The following is a 22,353-nucleotide window of genomic DNA, read 5'->3' as shown; positions in this document are numbered from 1 at the left end:
TTACAAAAATTCGCAGTGTACATATAGTTACATTCTAAAAACAAGCTGCTATCCTTGGACAAACACAGCTATTTAAGAGCATTATCTGCGATATGTTATCAGTGCAAGATCAGAACTTGTGGACTCAGGATTTATTGGCATGGCTTGAAGAAATTAAAAGCATTCCCAATGATGAGAAAAAAGTCCAAGCCCTTGCCTGTTTACTTGCAGAATTGCCACCATCAAAGTCAACTTTACTAACACAAGCTCTGGATTTTATTGAAAGCTCAACAAAGGAGGAAATGTCTCCTCATCTTCATCCTTTGGCGGTCAATACGCTTCTGCTTCAATCCAATGCTAAGTTACTAGCTAATATTGCCTCTAACTTAAGTCCATCGCAACCTAGATTAATTAAACAAGTTCTTGACATTGTAGAAAAATATAGTGAACTTTTTCTAGTAGGTACTCTAGTAAATATTGCACCTCATGTAAGAGAGTCGCAACCTCAATTATTTGAACAATTTATTCATCTTGCTGACTATCAAGCTCTCACTGTTATTCTTGCTCATCCAAACCTCAGTGAAGCTTGGCTTACAAAAGTGTTGCCGATAGCTTTTGAATCTATAAATAAGATTGATAATGCACTTAACAAAGTTAAATCACTAGCTACTATTGCTTCCATTTCTAATTTGAGTGAATCCCAACATACAGAAGTTTTACAACAAGCTTTTAAGGTCATAGAAAATATTAGTTATGAGCCTGACAAAGCTAAAGCTTTAATTTTGATTGCTCCTTATTTAAGCATTAGTCATCGCCAAGAAGTTTTAGAAACAGCCTTAGATATCTTACACAGAATTGAATATGATATTGACTATGAAAGTGATTTAATTAAAAACTTAATTGCTCTGACTTCTCATCTGGATGAATCTCTAACTCAATTCCAGCAAAAAGTGTTTGACCTGGCAGAAAAGGGTAGTGAAATCAATAGAGTTAAAATTTTAGTTGCTCTTGCTGCTGATGCTAATTTAAATGAATCTGAGCATACAAAAGTTATAGAACAAGCTCTGAATGTAGCTGAATTTCAAGTATTGAATGAAAATCAAAGATTTCAGGCTTTCATGGAAATTGCTCCTTATTTGGCAAAATCTCAGGTAGATTTACTAGAAAAAGCCTTAAAAATAGCAAAAAATTTTCAATGGGAAGTTGAGAGATTTCAAGCCATAGCTGCTATTGCTGCTCATTTTGATGAGTTTCAGCATACAGAAATTTTGCAAGAAGCCCTGAATTTTATACAAAAGACTGAAAAAATTTCTAATTCTGATTTAGTTAAGTCTTTTGTTGCGATCGCATCTGCTTTTAGAGCAAAAAATATTCAATTATTGCCACAATTTTTGGATATCTTCAACTCGATTTCCGATGCTTATCCGAATGAAAAGTTAACTGCGATCGCAATGATTTCTGCTCATTCTAATAATTTAGAAGTTTCACAACAAGCCATTGATATACTAGAAAAATTTCTCAATCAAGATAATATTACACCTCTGAGTGCTTTTTTTAAGCATTTTAAAGGATCTCTTCACCCCGAATTTTTGCAACGTATACTTTCTAATAAATCATTTGATGTTATAGTTGATACTGCTATTTATTTAAATAAATACGAGCTTACAGAAGTTTTAGAGCAAGCCTTAACAATTGCTGAAACAATTGAAGATGAGCAATATCGTACTGACGCTTTAGTGTCTATTATTAGTTGTTTGGATGAATCAGAAGTTAAACTTTTAGAACAATCTCTGATTTTTTTAAATAACATTAAAAATGAGGACAAAGTAAAAATTTTAGGTACTATTGCTCCTCATCTCAATGAATTTCAACCTCAGTTATTACAAACAGCTATTCAATTCGCACAAAAATATGATGAGCAACAAGGTAATCCTACTATATATGAAGTTCAAGCTTTAACTATTATTGCCTCTAATTTAACAGACTCTCAAATAAAAACAGATTTATTACAACAAGCTTTTGACTGGAACAATTACCTCTATAGCACAGATGAAAAGGTAGAATGTTTCATTACTTTAGTTAATCATTTAAATAAATCGCAAACCAAACTTTTAGCACAGGCTTACAGCTTCACAGAAGAAATTGAATATAGTCAATATCATCAATTTAAAGCACTAGCTCATATACTTCCTCATTTAAGTGCAGAAGAACAGGTAAAATGCTTAAACCAAATAATTAAAATAGTAGATGAATGGCAAATTGAACATCAGGAACAAATTCCAATTTCAGCCATAATCGGTATTATTCCTCATTTAAGAGAATCTGAGCGTAGCCAGTTTTTACCAAAAGTTATTAAACTACTGCTTAAAAATCAAATTTCAGAGCAATTACCAGCATCAACCATTACTATTTCTTCCTTACCTGAATTTAAACTTGAATTCCAACAACAATTGTCTAGTATTAATTTTTCCGAGAGAGAGCATTATTATTTAATCTCTCTTATTATTGCTTTAGGTGAATCACAACCATCTTTAATAGAAAAAGCTTTAGAACACATCAATGAACAGTTAGAGCAGCAAATATTAGAGACATATGCTTTTGAGATTTTCGCTGCTATTACGCCATATCTTAGTGAATCTGAACCTCAAATATTGAATAAAGCTTTTGAAGTTGCACAAAAATTTCAAGAATACAATACACCAATCAAATCATTAGTAGCGATCGCACCTTATTTCAGTGAACCTAAGCATACAGAAATTCTGCAACAAGCTTTAGATATTATACAAGAGTCTATCTGGCATGATTACGATATAGATAACTTAATAAATATCTTATCTGATATCGCTGCTTGCATCAAACAACCGCAATCTCCATTACTACAAAAAATATTAGAGATAGTCCAAGGAAAAATTCAAAATAATCAGATAGATAGGTATAAAGAAAGAATTTTTAAAATTATTAGCCAAATAGCAACTCGTTTTTCTGAAGAAGTTGCTGCTCAAATTTCTATTTCTACTGCTCTTAAATGTGTAATATACATTGAAGGGGATGAAAATAAAACTAAGTTTCTCAGTGCATTAGCTCCTCGTCTCTCATCAGGACTTTTCCCTAGCGCTCTACGCCTCATCATAGAAAATATTATCCATCCTGCTTATCGAGCCGAAGCATTTAGCAACCTAGCTCCTTATATTCCTGCGTACCTGTTTTCAGAAGCTCTAGACTTGATTGAAAGCAAAATTATCATTCCTTCGTCTCAGGCGGATGCTCTCAGCAGTTTAGTTCCTTATATTTCAATAGATCAAATTCCCGAAGCTTTGAGAATTGCTCATTGCTTTCGAGGAGATTCGTATCACTGGCAAGTTTTAATAGCTATTGCTTCACGTTTATCTAACTTACTTGATAAACAAAACACAATTTTTTCAGAAACTATCAATAAATCTGAAACTCCAAGTGATATATCTTCCCAAGCAACTTCATTGTCTCCCGAAGAATTACAAAAAGAATTAGACTTGATCAAGAGAGTATCTCTTAAACAAATTAATTTTTCTGATATAGCAGAATTGCAGAGGAAGATTAAAGCAGTAGTTCATGCTGAAACCAGCCTTCAAATAGTTGCACTTTTAATAGACTTAGCTCCTAAACTATATCAGGCTGAATCCAAATTCTTTCAACAAGCTATAGAACTTGCAAATGGAGTTAGAGATATAAAATATCGAGTTGAAGTGCTTTCGGCTTTAGCTGCTCAGTTGAGTCCTTCTGAACCGGAATTACTACAAAAAATTTTGGCAGCAACCCAAAAATTTAGTAACCAAAAGTATAGGGAAACTGTATATCAAAGTTTAAAAAATAATCTTCCTATTGCTTTAACTCAGCATATGTTAAAACTGCTTAAGGATAACAATCTAGAAGCTTGTGAAGAATATAAAAATCAAATCTTATGCATTGTCATCCCAAAATTAAAATCTATTCAGTTTGCATATGTAATCGAAATTATCAGAGCTTTCACTCAAGAAAGATATAAAGCCCAAGCTTTGAAACTTCTAGTAACAAAATTATCTAACAATCAACAAGAGCTTAATACAGCTTTGCAAATAACCCAAGGGTTTCAGCAGACTTACTCTAAAGCTAAAGTATTAAGTGGTATTTTTGAAAAACTGCCAGAAGTTAGAGAATTAGCTCAAAAAGATATCAAGTTTAATTTTCTGCATCCTGAGGTTTTACTTGATGTAGCCTCTTGTTCCGGTTCATCGCAAGACCAAATTAACATCTTACGTTATATTCGTGACTTAACTAATGCTCCATATTTGCAATGTAGATACCTCGAAAGCTTAGTTCCTTACCTCCAGCCTGAAAATATGCTGGAATCTCAAAGCGTCGCTCAAGAAATTCAAGATAAATATTATAATATTAAAGCTTTAATTGCCTTAGCTTGTAAGTTTCCTCAATTCAGAGCCGTAGCGCAAAGACAAGCACAAGATTTTAAAAATCAGCGAGAAAATTTTGTAGCTAGTATAAAACTTTTATCTAGTTTAGCAGTTGAAGTACCAGAAATTTTACCCAATATTTTAAAATATTTAGAACTCAAAACAATACAACCAGAAATTGTTCAAAATAACACTTACTTTCAGGAAAATGAAATTGAACACTGGGAACAAAAGCAAATTTTAATTGCACTTAAACCTCATTTACCTCTGCGTATTGTTCGGGAAATTGACAGAGAAAGAAAAAAGGGTAAAATTCCTCATGAGCTTTGGTACCGTTCTCTAAAAATTCTCAGAAAAACTTATCGAGATGCTTTAAGTGGCGGTAGTTTTCGTAATGATACTGATTTCAACCAAGATTTACTTAACCTGAAAGACGAAATTGATGCTCTCGCTGATATGTTGTTGATGCGAGATTTAGAACCTCCTGTTGCTGTGGGTATTCTTGGCGGTTGGGGTGGTGGTAAATCATATATTATGCACCTCATGCAAAACCGAATGCTAGAAGTTCGGAGCGGAGGTATTAATGAAAATGAAGCTTGGAATGAAAACCCGAATAGTGATGAACTTTATCCTTATGTTGGACATATTTATCAAATAAAATTTGATGCTTGGACTTATGCTAAATCTCATCTTTGGTCAAGTTTAATGCAGACTATTTTTTGGGAATTAGATAGACAAATTACTTTAGAACAACAATTAATCAAGGCTGGAATTAACGCCTGTGCAGAAAGTGGTGCTAAAGTTTGGCAGGTTTTATATCAGTCGAATGATGATGATAGAAAATGGTTTTTAGAACGAGTCTTAACAGAAGAACAACTGCAACAATTTCAAGCTAATAGCAAGAATCATGATTTACAAGATAGTCTCTGGAAGATATTAACTAAATCACAGCAAGATGCTGTGAGTTCTTGTGAACAGACAAAACGAGAATTAATAAATAAGCAAGAGAAGCTGAAAATACAAGAAGCTGAATTGCTGAGTGAGTTAAGGGAAAATGAAAACAAACTACAAAATGTAAAAGAGCAACTGCAAACCCAATTGCAGAATGCAGAAGAACAACTTCAGGATGAGCAAAAAAAACTTATTCAAAAAAAGCACAATGAAGAAATAAACTTTGAAATTTCAGAAGTTAAAAAAAATTCATATTTAGCTTTAGGCTATTCCGCAGTTGTTCTTAAAGCGACTTTGGGTTCGGAAGGTTTTACGAAAATCTTTGATCAAAAAATCCAAGCCGAAGTTAATCAAAAATTAAATTTAGAAAAGTTTAATATTAAGCCGGAAAATGTTAATCAATTAAGCTCCTTCCTCAAGGGTGTAGTAACGGTAGCTATTAGTAATAATTACCAGTCTATAACAGTGCAGAGCTTCAAGGGATGGTTTAATAAAAATCGCTTATTGATTACTATATTTGTGTTTTGTTTATTTCTGGCTATAATCCTTCCTGTCACAATTAATCTAATTAAGCCTAATATTATTGCTCAATTAATTGGATTTTTGACACCAACACTACCTGCGATCGCAACTTTACAAGCCTTATTAACTACAGGTAAAAAGTGGTACGCTGATACTCAGCTTGCACTCAACGAATATAAAATATCATACGAACAAGCTTTAGAGAAGAGAACTAAAGAGTTAGTTGAACAACGAGAAAAAGACATAGAAGCAGAAATCAAAAAAGATACTAAAATTACTTCTATTAGCGAAAAAATTAAATTACTAAAAGAATCAATCATTAATAACTCTGAAATTACAGCGCTTAAACAAGAGATTCAAAATATACAAACAAAAATTAATGATGATAGCCTTAATGAATTAAGAGAGGAAATTAATACACTTAACATCCAATTAGAAAAACAGCAACAAGAACTGCCAAAAAATAATTATGCATCTTTAGGAGAATTTATCAGCGATCGCCTCAAAGATGACAGTTACGAAAAACAACTGGGAATTATTCATCAAGTTAAAAAAGATTTGGCAGATTTGAGCTATAAAATTCTCCCGCCACCAGTTGATAGTAAAGACTATTCCTCTAAAATTGACAATCTTAAAAAAGCTTTCCCACGCGGCCCAGCACGGGTGATTGTATATATTGATGATTTAGACCGTTGTCCTCCTAATATTGTTGTTGAAGTCTTAGAAGCCGTTCAACTTCTAGTCAAAAATCGGCTATTTATTGCTGTGCTGGCAATAGATGAACGCTATATTAATCGCGCTTTAGCTAAACAATATCAAGGTGTACTTTCTCGTCAAGGTCGTCCTTCACCTGCTGATTATCTTGAAAAAATTATTCAAATTCCTTACCGAGTCACACCTATCACTGACTCAGCATTAAGACAGTATCTTAAAGCGCAAGTAGTAGTTCAAGATAGTGCGACTAGTGGGAATAAATTTAATGAATTTTCCCCAGAAGAATTTAATATCTTAGTGCAGTGTTGTCAAGAAGTAGATTTATCACCTCGCAGCCTCAAACGACTGACTAATGTTTACAAACTATTCAAAGTTCTTAACCGTATTCAAGGACATAAATCTACAGCCAAAGAACAACAGGCGATTTTAGGTTTACTAGCTTTTTCAGGACGTTACCCTGACTTGATGCGTGATATTTTACAAGACATTGAACACTGTTATGAAGAATCTCGCAACCAAATAATTAATGATAATTTATGCAAGTTTTTCCATGAATCTTTACAAAAACATAGTCCTAAATATCGGAGTCATCCCTATATTTATCAAGAAGCACAGAAACTCAAACATGATATAGATAAAGTTATTCCACAAGACTCAACACTAGAGAATATCAAACAAATATTTAATTTTGTCAGACGATTTTCTTTTGTGGGCGATATTGGCTATGATGCTGATTATCAAATTCCAGGAATGATTGCAAAAGAAGTTTAACAGTATATAACTTTAATGTTTTCTTGCCAAAGTTAACCCATCTGCGATTGGGATCAAGCTAAGATTCACCCGTGAATCTTGATGAAGCTTTTGATTAAAAGCCCGAATTTTTCTAGTTCGATTATCCTGAACTTGAGGATCTGCAACTCTACCTGACCACAAAACATTATCAATTGCAATTAATCCACCAGGCCGTACTAATTGTAGCGATCGCTCATAATATCCATCATAGTTGCTTTTGTCAGCATCGATAAACGCAAAGTCAAAGGTTGCCGCCTCACCATCTGCCAACAATTGATCTAAAGTATCCATAGCTGGGCCAATATGCAAGTTAATTTTTTCGGCTACCCCTGCTTGTTGCCAATAACGCCGAGCGATCGCGGTAAACTCTTCACTAATATCGCAAGCTACTACTTTGCCTGTTGGTGGTAAAGCTAACGCTACTACTAAGCTGCTGTAGCCCGTAAATACACCAATTTCTAAAGTTTTTTTTGCTCCTAACAACTTTACCAGCAAAGCCAATAACTGTCCTTGTTCTGGTGCAATTTGCATTCTCCCCATCGGATGTTGGGCTGTTTCTTGGCGTAGTTGCGTCAATATTTCTGATTCTCTGACAGAGACAGATAGTAAATATTCATACACATTTGCTTCTAAGCCTAGCGTTTGAGTAGTCATACAATTTTAGATTTACCTATAGGAATCCGGTTTGATTACTGAAAATACTTGTATAGAGAGGCAATAGGCAATAGGCAAATAGGCAACAGGAAAGAAGGAATAAAGGTATACTGAGTTTTTTCCCAAATCAAATATGAGTCTTATAGCAACTCTAAATGAGTGCCAAACAAATATATTGCCTGCACCTACGAGTAGTTTGTAAATCAAATAAGATTGCTCTAGTTGTGGATATAATTTTTCTTTTAACTTTAGATAGATAATATCAGTTATTTATCTTGATTAATTTTCTGTCTTAAGTTTGAGTTAAAGTACCTTTGATTCCATCTGGTGGATGATAAATTTTCTCAACCTAATAGTTAACTTAAAAGCAGATGAAGAAGCTTATATACTTCATCAATAGTAAAGTTGTGTACTTGTTTTACGTGGTCAGATGAATGGCGTTTCTGGTGTGTGGAGCAAAATAACGTCAGTCGAGTACATTTGCTAGCAATTAGTACATTTGGTTTATATCCGGGGTAAAAATGCTTCAACTTGCTGATGGCAAGCGGGAGCAAAATCTATAAGTAAACCTTGGGTTGAGTTTTCGATCCAAGGTTTATTTATAGGAATTTTTGAACTGTAAAAATCAATTATCAAGGAAAATCTGATGCCAACATCACAAGAAGAGAAATTACAACCACCACAGCAGCAAAAACCACCAGGTAGTGAAGCCGCAATGACTCCAAAGCCCAAGGCTGAGGATGAAAACTATCGTGGTAGCGGCAAATTACAAGATAAAGTTGCGTTAATCACGGGTGGCGATAGTGGTATTGGTCGTGCTGTAGCGATCGCTTTTGCTAAAGAAGGTGCAGATGTAGCCATTGTCTACCTGAATGAGCATGAAGATGCCAAAGAAACCAAAAGTTTGGTAGAAAAACACGGACGGCGTGTATTAGCTATAGCTGGTGACATTACCGATGAAAATTTTTGTCAGCACGCTATACAACAAGCAGTAGGTGAGTTTGGTAAACTCGATATTTTAGTAAATAATGCTGCTGAACAACACCCGCAAAAAAGCATTGAAGACATTACAAAGGAACAGCTAGAGAGAACTTTCCAAACTAATATTTTCTCAATGTTTTATCTGACCAAAGCAGCACTGAAACATTTGCAACAAGGCAGTGCCATCATTAACACTACATCAGTCACTGCTTATAAAGGCAATCCACAATTATTAGATTACTCTTCAACAAAAGGTGCGATCGTTGCCTTTACTCGTTCTTTATCTCAAAGTTTGGTGGAGAAAGGGATTAGAGTAAATGCTGTAGCACCTGGGCCAATTTGGACACCTTTGATTCCCTCAACGTTCCCTGAAGAAAAAGTAGAAACTTTTGGCAAACAAGTACCGATGCAAAGACCAGGACAAACGGAAGAAGTTGCACCTAGTTATGTATTTTTAGCTTCTGACGATGCTTCTTATATATCTGGTCAAGTCATTCATCCCAACGGTGGAGAAGTCGTCAACGGTTAATTCAGAATTATCCCCAATATAGAATTCAGAATTAGTTTTAACTAATTCTGAATTCTGAAGTTGCTCATTTATTTAGTCCTCCAATAGAGGGATGTGCCAATCAACAAAAATCGCTTATTTATAGTAATTAGTAACATTTAATCCATAACAATTAGAATTATGCCATCTTCAAAACCATTGCATGGCACAGAATTAGTAGATTGTGCCAGAGCAAATGCCAAGCAAGGAATTGAAACTGCTGCTTATCAATGTGGCTATGGTGATGATCTCAACACTTTTGCCAGAGAACTCAGACAAGCTTGTACAGAAATGAACTTACAAGTTAAAGAACTAAGTGAATTAATAACTGACCAAGACATGATGTTACAAATAGGGACTGGCGAAATTGTTGCTCCAGATACAGCGTCAGAATTGTAAAAACTTAATATTCATTAGTTTCTAAGGTCAGTAGTCAAAAGACTATTGACCTATAATTTTAAAATTATTCGTGCCAAATTGAAATAAATTAAAACGCCTAAAACGTCAACTGCTGTAGTAATAAATGGTGCTGACATCAAAGCCGGATCTAAACGCAACAGACGAAATAAAAACGGTAGTGATGAACCAGAAATAGAAGCTAACATCGAAATAGCTACCAGACTAGTACCAACAGCGATCGCTACTTCTATTCGTCCTTGCAAAAAGTAAGCCCAAACAGTAGCAACTATTCCTAACATTCCTCCTAATAGCATACCAGCGATCGCTTCTCGGCCTATTACCTGCCATGCCCCAAGCGATCGGATTTCTTCAGTATTCATCCCACGAATCACAACTGTAGAAGACTGCGCGCCAACGTTACCACCGGTTCCTGTCAATAAAGGAATAAACGCGGTTAGTGTGACTACTTTTGTCAAGATATCTTCTTGCGACTTAATAATTGTGCCTGTAACAGTATTAGTTATTAATAAAACAAATAACCACAGCACGCGTTTACGGGCTACCTCCAGTAAATTCATCTGGAAATAGTTGTCACCACTAGATTGCACACCACCGCCTAAAGCGTAAATATCTTTGGTGGTTTCTTCTTCTAAAATATCAATGACATCATCAACAGTAACAATACCTACTAAAAGTTGTTGTTTGTCAACTACAGGCACAGCCAAAAAGTCATATCTTTTAATTATCCTGGCAACTTCTTCTTGGTCTGTATCTGTACGTACAAATACAACATCACGGGTCATGATATCACCAATGATTTGCTCAGGCTGAGATGTTACCAAATCACGTAAAGATGCAATCCCTGTCAACCGCCTTTCGTTATCAGTCACGTAAAGGTAGTAAATTATTTCACTAGCATTAGCTAAACGGCGAATTCTTTCTAGAGCCTGCGAAACTGTAATATTCTCTTTTAAAGAAATAAACTCTAGTGTCATGATTCGCCCAGCAGTGTTAGGTTCATAACCCAACAACAGGGCTGTAGCTTGGCGTTCTGTAGGACTGAGTTGTTCTAATAAACGATTGACAACTTTTGCCGGCAATTCATCAAATAGTCTAGCGCGATCGTCCGAAGACATCTGATCGACAATATCCCGGACTTCCTGACTTTTAAGTTCTTCAATCAGCCGTTCTTGAACACTATAGTCGAGATATTCATAAACCTCTATCGCCTCATCTTTAGAAAGCAAACGAAACGCCAAAGCGTGCATCGCCTCTGGCAAACCTTCAATTGCTTCGGCAATGTCCGCAGGCTGCACAGGTATGAGAATTGCCTTTGCTGCTTGTAAGTCTCCTGCTTCTAACAGCATTTGCAGTTGAGTCCGCACTAAATCTCGTAATTCTCTGCGGGACAAATCTTGGAGGGTAGAGTTTAAGTTGTTCGCCTCAGTCAATTTCCACTTTCCTCTGCCAGTTTGAATAAGGTTGCTGCCCCTAGTCTAGGAGACAATGTGGTAAGATGAAAGGCTAAAATTGTAATTTTTCCTACTTTTCTGAAGAGAGACTAGAGGTTAGGGGCTAGTTTTAAGAGAGACTAGAGGCAGAGGAATAGGGACTAATGTTAAGAGGGGCTGGGTAATTAAGTACTTAGCTGAACCTCTAACCCTAGCCTCTAGCCCCTAACCCCTAATCAATTCTCTTCCTCATCCTCTTGATACAAATCCTGCAAAGCTTGTAGTTGTGTCTTACGAGAAATCCGGCGATATTTCTTACTTTCTAGTTTGGGTTCGTATTTACTCTGCCCTTTACCTTTGGTTTTTAACTTCAAGGTTGATTCTGGATCAGCTTGTTGATTTAATTGGGTTTGTCGGGCGATCGCTTCATCCAAAAATTCTAAATAATGTTCATAACGTTCCCAGTCACTTTGCACGGCACAATTAGGTTCGTCTCGGTGCAAACAATCACTAAACCGACAGTTAGCAACTGCTAATTGCTTTCTCGCTTCTGGGAAATAATAAACTAATTCTTCTGGTTGATTATCTAAGTCTGGCTGATTGAAACCAGGGGTATCAGCCAGAAAACCGCCCCCAGGCAATTCAAATAATTCCACATGGCGTGTCGTATGGCGACCGCGAGCAAGTTTACCAGATATTTCCCCAACGCGCAGGTTAATATCAGGTATAAGGGCGTTAATTAAGCTAGATTTACCCACACCAGAAGGCCCAGCAATCACCGTCGTTTTATGGCTGAGATAGCTTAATATTTGGTCAATATTAATATTATTTTGAACACTGATAAATAACGGTTGATACCCCCAACCCAGGAGGCGATCGCTAATTTGCTGTTTTTCCTGTGCCGTAATTAAATCACTTTTATTCAAGCAAAGTACCACATCCCAGCCAGTAGATTCAGCTTTGACTAAAAATCGGCTCAATTGGTAAGGTTCCAATGGGGGGTCAGCAACAGCAAATACCAGCATAATCTGGTTGACATTGGCGATTGCCGGGCGATCTAATTGTCCAGTGCGGGGTAAAACTTCTGAAATTGCCCCTCGTCCACCAGCCCAATCTGCTTCTTCTACCACGACGCGATCGCCCACCATCACTTGCTTCCCAATTTTTTTTAACCGTGTTCTGCGGGTGCAAAGCAAGACAGGGAGATGGGATGACAACGAGAGAGACAACGGATTTTTATCTGTTCCTTCTCCCTCCTCGTTTTCTGTCACATCAATTTGGACACGATAAAAATTTGCTTGTACAGCTAAGACTGTACCAACTAACTCTCCAGTAGTCGTTACTGTTTCCCCTGTCATTGGACAGCCAAAGGACGGCGAACTAACAAAGAAAAATAGTCAGTGCAGTCTGTAATTTGTTCTACCTGATAGCCTGCCATAGTCAAGCTATCAGGAACCTGCTCAATTGGTTCACCAGGGTCAAGCCATACTTCCAGCAAACCTCCTGGCGGCATTTTCTCCAAGCGGAGTTTTGTCCGCACAAAGTTCATTGGGCAAGGAGTGCCGCGCAAATCCAGTTGAGCATCAGGAGTAGATACAGAAGATACCATTACTTAAACAGATTTCCTAAAAATCCTTCCAGACCGCCTTTACCAGTACGATCCCCTTTAATTTTAGCTAGCTTCTCTAGCAATTCTCTCTCATCGGGAGTCACCTTAGTCGGAATATCAATTAACACTGTTAGTAGATGATCTCCCCGACTCACAGGATTACCCAAGCGAGGCACACCGCGATTTTCGAGCTTCATCACTGTATTAGGCTGGGTTCCTGCGGGAATAATTAATTCCACTGGCCCATCTACAGTGTCTACCTCTAAGCGGCAACCTAAAATTGCTTGTAAGTAGCTCACTTTGATTTCCGAAAGAACGTTAATTCCATCTCTCTGGAATTCTTCATCCTCATTCACAAATAAGTAAACATACAAATCTCCAGGGGGGCCACCGCGTTGTCCTGCATCACCTTCTTGTGATATCCGCAAGCGTGTACCGTTATCTACCCCAGCCGGAATAGTAATTTTGAGTTTTTTAGTAACTTGATTACTTCCCTTACCGTCACAAGAATCACATTTATCTTCAACTACCGAACCTGTACCGTTACAAGTGGGGCAGGTGGAAACTTGCGTAAAACTCCCAAAAGGAGTTCTAGTCACACGGCGTACTTGACCAGAACCGCTACAAGTTGAACAGGTGCGCGGCCGAGTTCCAGGTTTTGCACCAGAACCACTACAAGCTTCACAAGTTTCTAGGTGGGAAATGCGAATTTCTTTTTCGCCACCAAAGACCGCTTCTCGAAAGTCTAACTTCAGGTCTAGCCGTAAATCATCACCCCGCACCGGCCCACTGCGTCGTCTTTGCGCTGTCTGTCCGCCTACACCGCCGCCAGCAAAGCCACTGAAAATACTTTCAAAGATATCGGCAAAACCACCCATGTCGCTCATATCTTGGAAGCCAACACCAGCACCGGAAACACCTTCTGGCCCAAAGCGATCGTAACGCGCACGGGTTTCTGGCTCTGAGAGTACCTCATAAGCGCGGTTTATCTCTTTAAAGCGTTCCTCTGCACCGGATTCTTTGTTCACATCTGGGTGATACTTCCGGGCTAAACGGCGGTAAGCTTGTTTGATTTCTTCTTTGTCGGCGTCACGAGCGACACCCAGAATTTCGTAATAGTCGCGGGCCATATAGTAAAGGTAAAAGTTAGAAGGTAGGAAACAGACTAGGGAGTAGGTGCCAAATACTAGTTATTTTGAATTAGCACTTAGCACTCTTAAGGCAGAAGGCATAGATTAATTTTTATTAATAACTGATTGTACCTTTTACCTTTTACAAAAATCACCAGCAAGTACGAAGCAAAATTTGCTTTTGCTTAGGAGATGACAATAACTCATGAATTTTAACAGCACAGTTAGCAAATGCTAAGACTTACGACTGTCGATCTGGCTGCCTCTCTTACAATTGTGCTACGCAATACGGCAAAACCCTACTTATGAACTAGAGGGGCTACCCGCACCATTAGGTGTGGAAAACCCCCCAGTTGTATTACATTGCATCTGTAGTCAGGCACCATTGAAGATAAAGGACAAAGTGTTGAAGGTTCCAATTTCAGACTTCATACTTTATTTTTAGTCTATCGCCTCGTAATCAGCTTGTGCTGTCATTTCCTCATCAAAATCAAAATTGAATTGTGGGATTAGTGTTCCACTGGCGGGATGTTCTGATGCTGATGTCAACCGCTCATCAGAAACTCCTTCAACTTCATTGAGAACTTGTCCATTAGCGCGATTGTAAACATCAGCACCAATAGCGAACAAAGTTTGCTGGAAGTCATCTAAGCAATTTTGAAATTCTTGCAAGGAAATGCCGGGGTTAGTCATGACTGCTTGTAGTTGTACAAGTTTTTCGTTGGCTAAAGCTTTCATTTGCTCGCCAATGAAGTTGGCATTATCTTTCAGAGTGGATTCATAACTGGTTAACAAATTGTCTGCTTGGTTTTTAAGTTCAACAAATTCCTTGCGCTTTTTGTCTTCCTCAGCAAATATCTCAGCTTCTTGCCGCATCCGTTCGACTTCGTTGTTGCTCAAGCCACCAGTATTAGTAATCCTAATACTTTGTTCTCTACCTGTACCTTTATCTTGAGCCGAAACTTTAAGAATACCGTTGACATCAATTTCAAAAGATACTTCGATTTGCGGCACACCACGAGGGGCTGGGGGAATTCCAGCTAACAGAAACTTACCCAGACTTTTGTTATCCCGCGCCATTACCCGTTCTCCTTGGAGGACGTGAATTTCCACCGAGGTTTGCCCATCTATGGCAGTAGAAAAAACTTGAGATTTACTAGTAGGAATTGTGGTATTACGTTCAATAATTTTAGTAAATACTTCGCCTAAAGTTTCAATACCTAAAGATAAGGGAGTAACATCTAATAACAAGAGATTATCTACTTCGCCACCTAGAACTCCTGCTTGAATTGCCGCTCCTAAAGCTACAGCTTCATCAGGGTTAATAGAACGATCTGGAGTCTTGCCATTAAAAAACTTAATTAGAGCATTTTGAACAGCAGGAATGCGTGTAGAACCACCAACTAAAATAATCCGGTCTATATTTTGTGGTTTAAGGTCAGCATCTTTCAGGGATTGAATCATCGGCTCAATGGTAGCTTCAATTAAATGTGCAACCAGTTCCTCAAATTTAGAGCGGCTCAGTTCCATTTCTAGATGCTTCGGCCCAGATTCATCAGCTGTAATAAAAGGCAAGTTGATCGAAGTACTTGCCATAATAGAGAGTTCAATTTTGGCTTTTTCCGCCGCTTCTCGCAGACGCTGCAAAGCCATCTTATCTTGAACGAGGTTAATTTTTTCTTGTTCTTGGAAGCGTTTAATCATCCAGCGTACAATGCAGTCATCAAAGTCGTCACCACCGAGTTGATTATTTCCACTAGTGGCTTTGACTTCAAAAACTCCATCACCTAGTTGCAGAATAGATACGTCAAAAGTTCCGCCGCCTAAGTCAAACACCAAAATTATTTGCTCTTGGTCTTGCTTATCTAACCCAAAAGCTAAAGCAGCAGCAGTCGGTTCATTAATAATTCGTAATACTTCTAGTCCGGCAATTGTGCCAGCATCTTTGGTTGCTTGCCTTTGAGCATCGGTAAAATATGCTGGTACGGTAATTACTGCCTGGGTGACAGTTTCACCCAAGAAATTTTCTGCGTCCTGCTTTAATTTTTGCAGGATCATGGCGGAGATTTCTTGAGGCGTGTAGTTTTTGCCGCGAATATGAACATCAACAGTGTCATCTCGACCTTTGACACAGCTGTAGGGGACGCGATCGCGTTCTTCTGGTGTATCTTCCCAACGACGACCGATGAATCTCTTAATACTGTAGACTGTATTTTCGGCATTAGTTACGGCTTGGCGTTTTGCCAGCTGACCGACCAAGCGATCGCCACCCTTGCCAAATCCCACAATACTAGGAGTGGTTCGTCCGCCCTCAGAATTAGAAATGACAATCGGTTGACCGCCCTCTAAGACTGCGACGCAACTGTTAGTAGTGCCTAAGTCGATGCCAATAACTTTTCCCATACTTACAGTATTTGTACTGAATGCTTTTGATGTTGTTTATACGGGATATTTTGAGCAATAAATCTAGTATAAGGGTGTAAGTAAAAACCCTGACACCCTTACTCCTTTTTTCCAGAATTTAAAAATCAAAAGTCAAAAGTTAAAAGCGAAATTGATTTTTCTTTTGACTTTTTACTGAAAACAAGGCGAGTAACCACAGTTTAACTGTTGGCTGGACTCGACTGATCTTCTGGCGTAGGCAGTGTATCCTCTTTAGGAGCAGCCACCTTAACCATTGCGTGACGTAGCACGCGATCGCCTATATAATATCCGCGCACTAACTCTTCTAACACTGTTCCTTCCGGATGTTCATCCGTAGGTTCGCGCATTACTGCTTCATGAAGGTTGGGATCAAACTGTTCTCCTTCCGGACGCATCGGTGAAACACCTAGACGTTTCAAGCAATCTACCAATTGTTTGTAAACGCCTTGATAACTTTTGTGAATTGTCATCTCGCCATCAGTTTGTGGCTTCAAGTGCGATCGCGCCCGCTCAAAATTATCAACCACTGGCAGTAATTCCATAATGGTATTCCGCTTCACTTGTGCGTCTAGCTCTTCTTTTTCTTTGCTAGTACGTTTGCGGTAATTCTCAAAATCGGCCGCAATTCTCATGTACTGAGTACTACGTTCTTCTAGCTGCACTTTGAGAGACTCAATTTGTTGAGTCAATCCTGCTGCTGTGTCTGTTTCTGCCTTGTTGGTTGCAGCGAAGCCATCTTCCTGATTGAGCGTAGCCGTATCTCCTGATACATTGCTTGTGGCTGCCACTTGCTCAGTAACCTCGCTGCCAGATTCGTTGGAGTTTATTTGGGCTGGGGAGTCGCTCATCATTTCTTGCTTTACCTCTATTGGTTCACCCAATTACTGGCTTGTATTGTTTACCTGTTTATTTTCGTCCATCATTGTCTATTCCAGATACTTTTGCGGACAATAAATCACCATAAAGGTAGATTTTGCCTACATTTTTCTGGAAGTGATGTCACCGTCATTTTATTGTGACAAATGGTGAACATATTAGCGCCTACGCCTTGAGGACGGGAACCCGAACGATAAAAGGTGAAGTATGAATTATGAAGTATGAAGCCTGAAATTTATACTTCATACTTCACACTTCAGACTTCCATCGGAATTTTATTAAGTTTAAATGAAAATTCTGTGCCATAGCTTGGGAATACTCTAAGCAGAGGTTTTCCCCTACTAATAGCTCACCTATGACTCACTCGTCACCGCAACGGCGCAGTACCGCTCTCACGACCAGAACAGAATTTTCGCCATTCGGCAGTAAGCTAGTGCAATCTGGCTATGTTAATAGCGAACAGATGAGACAGGCTCTGATTGAAAGTCGCAAATCTGGCCGGCCCCTGACAGAAGTGCTGGAGTCGATCACTGGGCGACAACTATCACCTGAATTTCTCAGGCAGTATAAAAAACAACAATTATTTGAATTAAAAATCCTATACGGCGTTGAATCCCTAGATCCAGAAGTCAGTAACATTGGCAATACGAATGTAGGGAGCCTGATTGAAACCCTCATACCCGTAGATATTTGTCGTCGCCATCGCTTAGTGCCGTTATCAAAAAACGAAGACCAAAACCCACCGAGTGTTTTAGTGGCGATGGTCGATCCGGATAACTTAGAAGCTTCCGATGATCTAAATCGCATCTTGCGCCCTCAAGGGTTGGCATTGCAGCGCATGGTGATTACTCAGGAAGACTATCAACACCTGATCAATCAATATCTAGATGATCTGGCTGTCAAGCAAAAGCATCTAGAACAAGAGAAGTTTACAGATATCAATCAGGACTTAGAAAATTTAGGAAATCTAGATATTCAAGATGCTCCTGAAGATATGGAAGCTGACTTGGGAGCAGCAATGAAGGGTGCAGAAGATGCTCCAGTCATCAGCCTTGTAAATAGAATTCTTGCCAAAGCTCTGCACGAGAAAGTCTCTGATATTCACATCGAACCACAGGAAGAAAACTTACGCATTCGTTTTCGTAAGGATGGTGTGTTAAATGAAGCCTTTCCCGAACTGCCAAAGAAGATTATTCCGGCTGTGACCGCCCGATTTAAAATTATTGCTAACCTAGACATTGCCGAACGGCGTTTACCTCAAGACGGACGCATTCGCCGGATTTTTGAGGGTAGAAAAGTAGACTTCCGGGTTAACACTTTGCCCAGCCGCTATGGGGAGAAGGTTGTACTGCGGATTTTGGATAACTCTTCTACCCAGTTGGGATTAAATAAGTTAATCACCGACCCAGAAACCTTACAAATTGTCCAAGAGATGGTTAGTCGTCCCTTTGGTTTGATTTTGGTAACTGGGCCAACGGGTTCTGGTAAAACCACCTCGCTGTATTCGGCATTGTCAGAAAAGAACTCACCCGGAATTAATATCAGTACTGTAGAAGACCCAATTGAGTATAGTTTGCCAGGAATTACCCAAGTACAGGTAATTCGGGAAAAAGGGCTAGACTTTGCCACCGCATTAAGAGCATTTTTGCGGCAAGACCCAGATGTGTTATTGGTGGGTGAAACGCGAGATAAAGAAACCGCCAAAACAGCGATTGAAGCAGCCTTAACAGGTCACTTAGTATTAACTACCTTACACACTAACGACGCTCCTGGTGCGATCGCTCGTCTAGGAGAAATGGGGATTGAACCATTCATGGTTTCTAGTTCCTTAATTGGTGTGTTGGCACAACGCTTAGTGCGGCGTGTCTGTTCTGAGTGCCGCATTCCCTATACTCCCACCCCAGAAGAACTAGCTCGCTATGGTCTATCTGCTGCTGGTGATGTAGAACTCACATTTTACAAAGCTAATACCTTAACCGCAGAAGCCTTAGCAGAAGCCAAAGCCAAAAATCATCTTTGTCCAAATTGTAATGGTGGTGGTTATAGAGGACGTTGTGGTGTTTATGAAGTGATGCGGATCACTGAAAACCTGCAAACCCTAATTAACAAAGAAGCACCTACAGACCGTATTAAAGAAGTTGCTGTCGAAGAAGGTATGAAAACCTTGTTGGCATACAGCTTAGATTTAGTGCGTCAAGGAGCCACCACCTTAGAAGAAGTTGATCGGGTGACATTTACAGATACAGGCTTAGAAGCCGAGTTAAAAGCCAAACGTAAGACTGGTCTTACCTGTAGGACTTGTAGTGCTGAACTCAAACCGGAATGGCTGGATTGTCCCTACTGTATGACACCCAGATTTCAAGATTAGCGAATAGTCAAAACAATTGACTATTGACAAAGGACAAATAACAAACAACAAAAGGGAAGCAGAACTATGGAAATGATGATTGAAGACTTGATGGAGCAGCTGATTGAAATGGGTGGTTCGGATATGCACTTATCCGCAGGTTTGCCTCCCTACTTTCGTATTAGTGGAAAACTAACTCCTATTGGCGATCAAGTCTTGACAGGTGATCAATGCCAACGATTAATCTTTAGTATGCTCAATAACACCCAGCGTAAGACTCTAGAACAAACCTGGGAGTTAGATTGTTCTTACGGTGTCAAAGGTTTGGCTCGGTTTCGGGTGAATGTTTACAAAGAACGGGGATCTTACGCTGCTTGTTTACGCGCACTTAGTTCCAAGATTCCCAACTTTGAAAAATTAGGTTTACCCGATGTAGTGCGGGAAATGTCAGATAAACCTAGAGGATTAATTCTGGTAACTGGCCCTACTGGTTCTGGTAAGACAACTACTCTTGCGGCGATGATCGATTTGATTAACCGCACTAAAGCAGAGCATATTTTAACAGTGGAAGACCCGATTGAGTTTGTCTACGAACCAATTAAAAGCTTAGTCCACCAACGGCAATTGGGAGAGGATACTAAGAGCTTTGCTAACGCCTTAAAAGCCGCCCTACGGGAAGACCCAGATATTATTCTCGTAGGGGAAATGCGGGATTTAGAAACTATTTCTTTGGCAATTTCCGCAGCAGAAACCGGACACTTGGTATTTGGTACACTACACACCAGTTCTGCTGCACAAACTGTTGACCGGATTATCGACGTTTTCCCCCATGAAAGACAAACTCAAGTGCGGGTGCAATTATCTAACTCGCTAGTAGCCGTATTTAGCCAAACCTTAGTATCCAAGAAAAACCCCAAACCAGGTGAATATGGTCGGGTTATGGCTCAAGAAATTCTTATTGTTACTCCGGCTATTTCTAACTTAATTAGAGAAGGTAAAACATCACAAATTTACTCAGCTATTCAGACTGGCGGCAAATTGGGAATGCAAACTCTGGAGAAAGTTTTAGCAGATTATTACAAAGCGGGAGTTATCTCTTTTGAAGCGGCAATGTCTAAAACTTCTAAGCCAGATGAAATTCAACGTCTCATCGGTGCTACAACACCTCCTCAAGCAGCAGCAAAACCTGGAGCTGCAAAAGCACACTAAAAATTCATCTCGAATAAGAACGGAATAGTTAATAGTCAAAAAAACTATTAACTATTGCCTATAAAAGAAGTTTAAAATTTTGAAATTATTAATTTATGCCAACCTTTGTTGCCCGCATTCGAGATCCTCAAGGCAAATCTCGGAAAGAAACAGTTGTTGCTGAATCTTTAGCACAAGCTCGTACTAATCTCAGAGATAAAGGTTTTGTAGTCCAAGAACTGAAACAATCTCAAGGCTTTTTAACTTTTGACTTCAAAAAATTTCAAAATTCATTTGTTAAGGTTCCAATTAAAGAGAAAGCAGTTTTTTCTAGACAACTTGCTACTTTGGTGAATGCTGGAGTCGCAATTGTCAGAGGTTTAGGAGTACTGTCCGATCAGTGTACTAATCCTAAATTGAAACAAGCACTAATTGATATTAGTAACGATGTTCAAAGTGGTGTTAATCTTTCCGATGCCATGCGGAAACATCCTGACTGTTTTGATGGTTTGTATGTGAGTATGATTCAAGCTGGCGAAGTGGGCGGTGTACTAGATGAAGTACTAGGTCGTTTAGCAAAGTTATTAGAAGATGTAGCTCGATTACAAAACCAAATTAAGTCAGCACTTGCTTATCCAGTTGTTGTGGGTTTTATAGCTGTCACTATCTTTGTTGGGATGACAGTTTTTCTTATCCCTATTTTTGCTGGTATCTTTAAAGATTTAGGAACTGAATTACCGGCTTTAACTGAATTTTTGATGATTTGTAGTGCAATTTTGAGAAGTTTTTGGTCTGTGGTAATTATTGCAGGTTTGATAGGTTTAGGATTTGCCTATAAGCAGTTTTACAAAACAGAAGCTGGTCGTCAAACCATTGACCGTCTTTCTCTAAAAGTGCCGTTATTTGGTGAGTTGATTCAAAAATCTGCGGTTGCTCGTTTTAGCCGCACCTTTGGTGCTTTAACTCGCTCAGGGGTACCAATTCTGACTTCTTTAGAAATTGTTCGAGATACATCAGGCAACCAAATCGTTGCTAATGCCATAGATGCAGCGCGTTTAGAAGTTCAACAGGGAGGCATGATTAGTATTGCGTTGCAAAAAGAGAAAATTTTTCCTCCTATGGCAATTCAAATGATGAGTATTGGCGAAGAAACTGGGGAATTAGATGCAATGTTGATGAAAGTTGCCGATTTCTATGAAGATGAGGTTGAGCAAACAGTAAAAGCACTAACCAGTATTTTGGAACCTCTGATGATTGTAGTTTTAGGGGGCATGGTTGGGACAATTATTTTAGCAATGTATCTGCCACTATTCAAAGTATTTGAAAAGCTGGGATGAAAAATCGGAAGGATGAAGAGAAAATTTC

Annotated in this window: 13 protein-coding genes; 6 read left to right on the top strand and 7 right to left on the bottom strand. The window is 38.8% G+C overall.

All coding sequences use genetic code 11. The features are described 5' to 3' along the window. The first annotated feature begins 92 nt into the window (after positions 1–92). A complete protein-coding gene (locus H6G76_RS04725) occupies positions 93–7,361 on the top strand; it encodes a P-loop NTPase fold protein (RefSeq protein ID WP_190696101.1) in 7,269 nt (2,422 codons plus the stop codon). Between the two features lie 12 nt (positions 7,362–7,373). Here H6G76_RS04725 and H6G76_RS04720 read toward each other — a convergent pair whose 3' ends face one another. After that, positions 7,374–8,036, bottom strand: coding sequence for a class I SAM-dependent methyltransferase (locus H6G76_RS04720; RefSeq protein ID WP_190696098.1), 663 nt, complete (start codon positions 8,034–8,036; stop codon positions 7,374–7,376). Positions 8,037–8,682: 646 nt separating this feature from the next. Between H6G76_RS04720 and H6G76_RS04715 the strand changes: the two genes are divergently transcribed. Beyond that, positions 8,683–9,546 (top strand): SDR family oxidoreductase, encoded by an 864-nt coding sequence (locus H6G76_RS04715; RefSeq protein ID WP_190696095.1) that lies wholly within the window; start codon positions 8,683–8,685, stop codon positions 9,544–9,546. Positions 9,547–9,705: 159 nt separating this feature from the next. After that, positions 9,706–9,963 (top strand): hypothetical protein, encoded by a 258-nt coding sequence (locus H6G76_RS04710; protein ID WP_190696092.1) that lies wholly within the window; start codon positions 9,706–9,708, stop codon positions 9,961–9,963. 50 nt (positions 9,964–10,013) lie between these two features. On the opposite strand, the gene mgtE is transcribed toward H6G76_RS04710, so the two are convergent. The 6 genes from mgtE to grpE all read right to left on the bottom strand — a co-directional run bounded on the left by mgtE (position 10,014) and on the right by grpE (position 17,458). Continuing rightward, a complete protein-coding gene (mgtE, locus tag H6G76_RS04705; RefSeq protein WP_190696089.1) occupies positions 10,014–11,414 on the bottom strand; it encodes a magnesium transporter in 1,401 nt (466 codons plus the stop codon). Positions 11,415–11,650: 236 nt separating this feature from the next. After that, a complete protein-coding gene (rsgA, locus tag H6G76_RS04700) occupies positions 11,651–12,772 on the bottom strand; it encodes a small ribosomal subunit biogenesis GTPase RsgA (RefSeq protein ID WP_190696086.1) in 1,122 nt (373 codons plus the stop codon). After that, positions 12,769–13,023 (bottom strand): sulfurtransferase TusA family protein, encoded by a 255-nt coding sequence (locus H6G76_RS04695; RefSeq protein ID WP_190696083.1) that lies wholly within the window; start codon positions 13,021–13,023, stop codon positions 12,769–12,771. Before H6G76_RS04695 ends, rsgA begins: the two co-directional genes overlap by 4 nt. Beyond that, positions 13,023–14,153 carry a molecular chaperone DnaJ gene (dnaJ, locus tag H6G76_RS04690; RefSeq protein WP_190696081.1) on the bottom strand — a complete coding sequence of 377 codons (1,131 nt, stop codon included), beginning with the start codon at positions 14,151–14,153 and terminating at the stop codon, positions 13,023–13,025. Before dnaJ ends, H6G76_RS04695 begins: the two co-directional genes overlap by 1 nt. Positions 14,154–14,594: 441 nt before the next feature. Further along, the gene (gene dnaK / locus H6G76_RS04685; RefSeq protein WP_190696077.1) at positions 14,595–16,556 is read right to left on the bottom strand and encodes a molecular chaperone DnaK; all 1,962 of its coding nucleotides are present in this window, start codon (positions 16,554–16,556) and stop codon (positions 14,595–14,597) included. Between the two features lie 200 nt (positions 16,557–16,756). Beyond that, on the bottom strand, positions 16,757–17,458 hold the full coding sequence (gene grpE / locus H6G76_RS04680) for a nucleotide exchange factor GrpE (RefSeq protein WP_242056312.1): 702 nt from the start codon (positions 17,456–17,458) through the stop codon (positions 16,757–16,759). A gap of 350 nt (positions 17,459–17,808) precedes the next feature. Here grpE and H6G76_RS04675 point away from each other — a divergent pair, with 350 nt between their 5' ends. From H6G76_RS04675 to H6G76_RS04665, 3 genes are all read left to right on the top strand, one after another. Next, positions 17,809–19,821 (top strand): GspE/PulE family protein, encoded by a 2,013-nt coding sequence (locus H6G76_RS04675; RefSeq protein ID WP_190696068.1) that lies wholly within the window; start codon positions 17,809–17,811, stop codon positions 19,819–19,821. Positions 19,822–19,887: 66 nt separating this feature from the next. Further along, positions 19,888–21,009, top strand: a complete 1,122-nt coding sequence (locus tag H6G76_RS04670; RefSeq protein WP_190696065.1) for a type IV pilus twitching motility protein PilT — start codon at positions 19,888–19,890, stop codon at positions 21,007–21,009. A gap of 95 nt (positions 21,010–21,104) precedes the next feature. Beyond that, positions 21,105–22,325 (top strand): type II secretion system F family protein, encoded by a 1,221-nt coding sequence (locus H6G76_RS04665; protein WP_190696062.1) that lies wholly within the window; start codon positions 21,105–21,107, stop codon positions 22,323–22,325. The last annotated feature ends 28 nt before the right edge of the window (positions 22,326–22,353 follow it).

This window comes from Nostoc sp. FACHB-152 (assembly GCF_014697475.1).
Lineage (GTDB): Bacteria > Cyanobacteriota > Cyanobacteriia > Cyanobacteriales > Nostocaceae > Nostoc_B.
The sequence above is the reverse complement of the archived record's forward strand: the minus strand, read 5'-3'. Positions and strand labels throughout refer to the sequence as shown.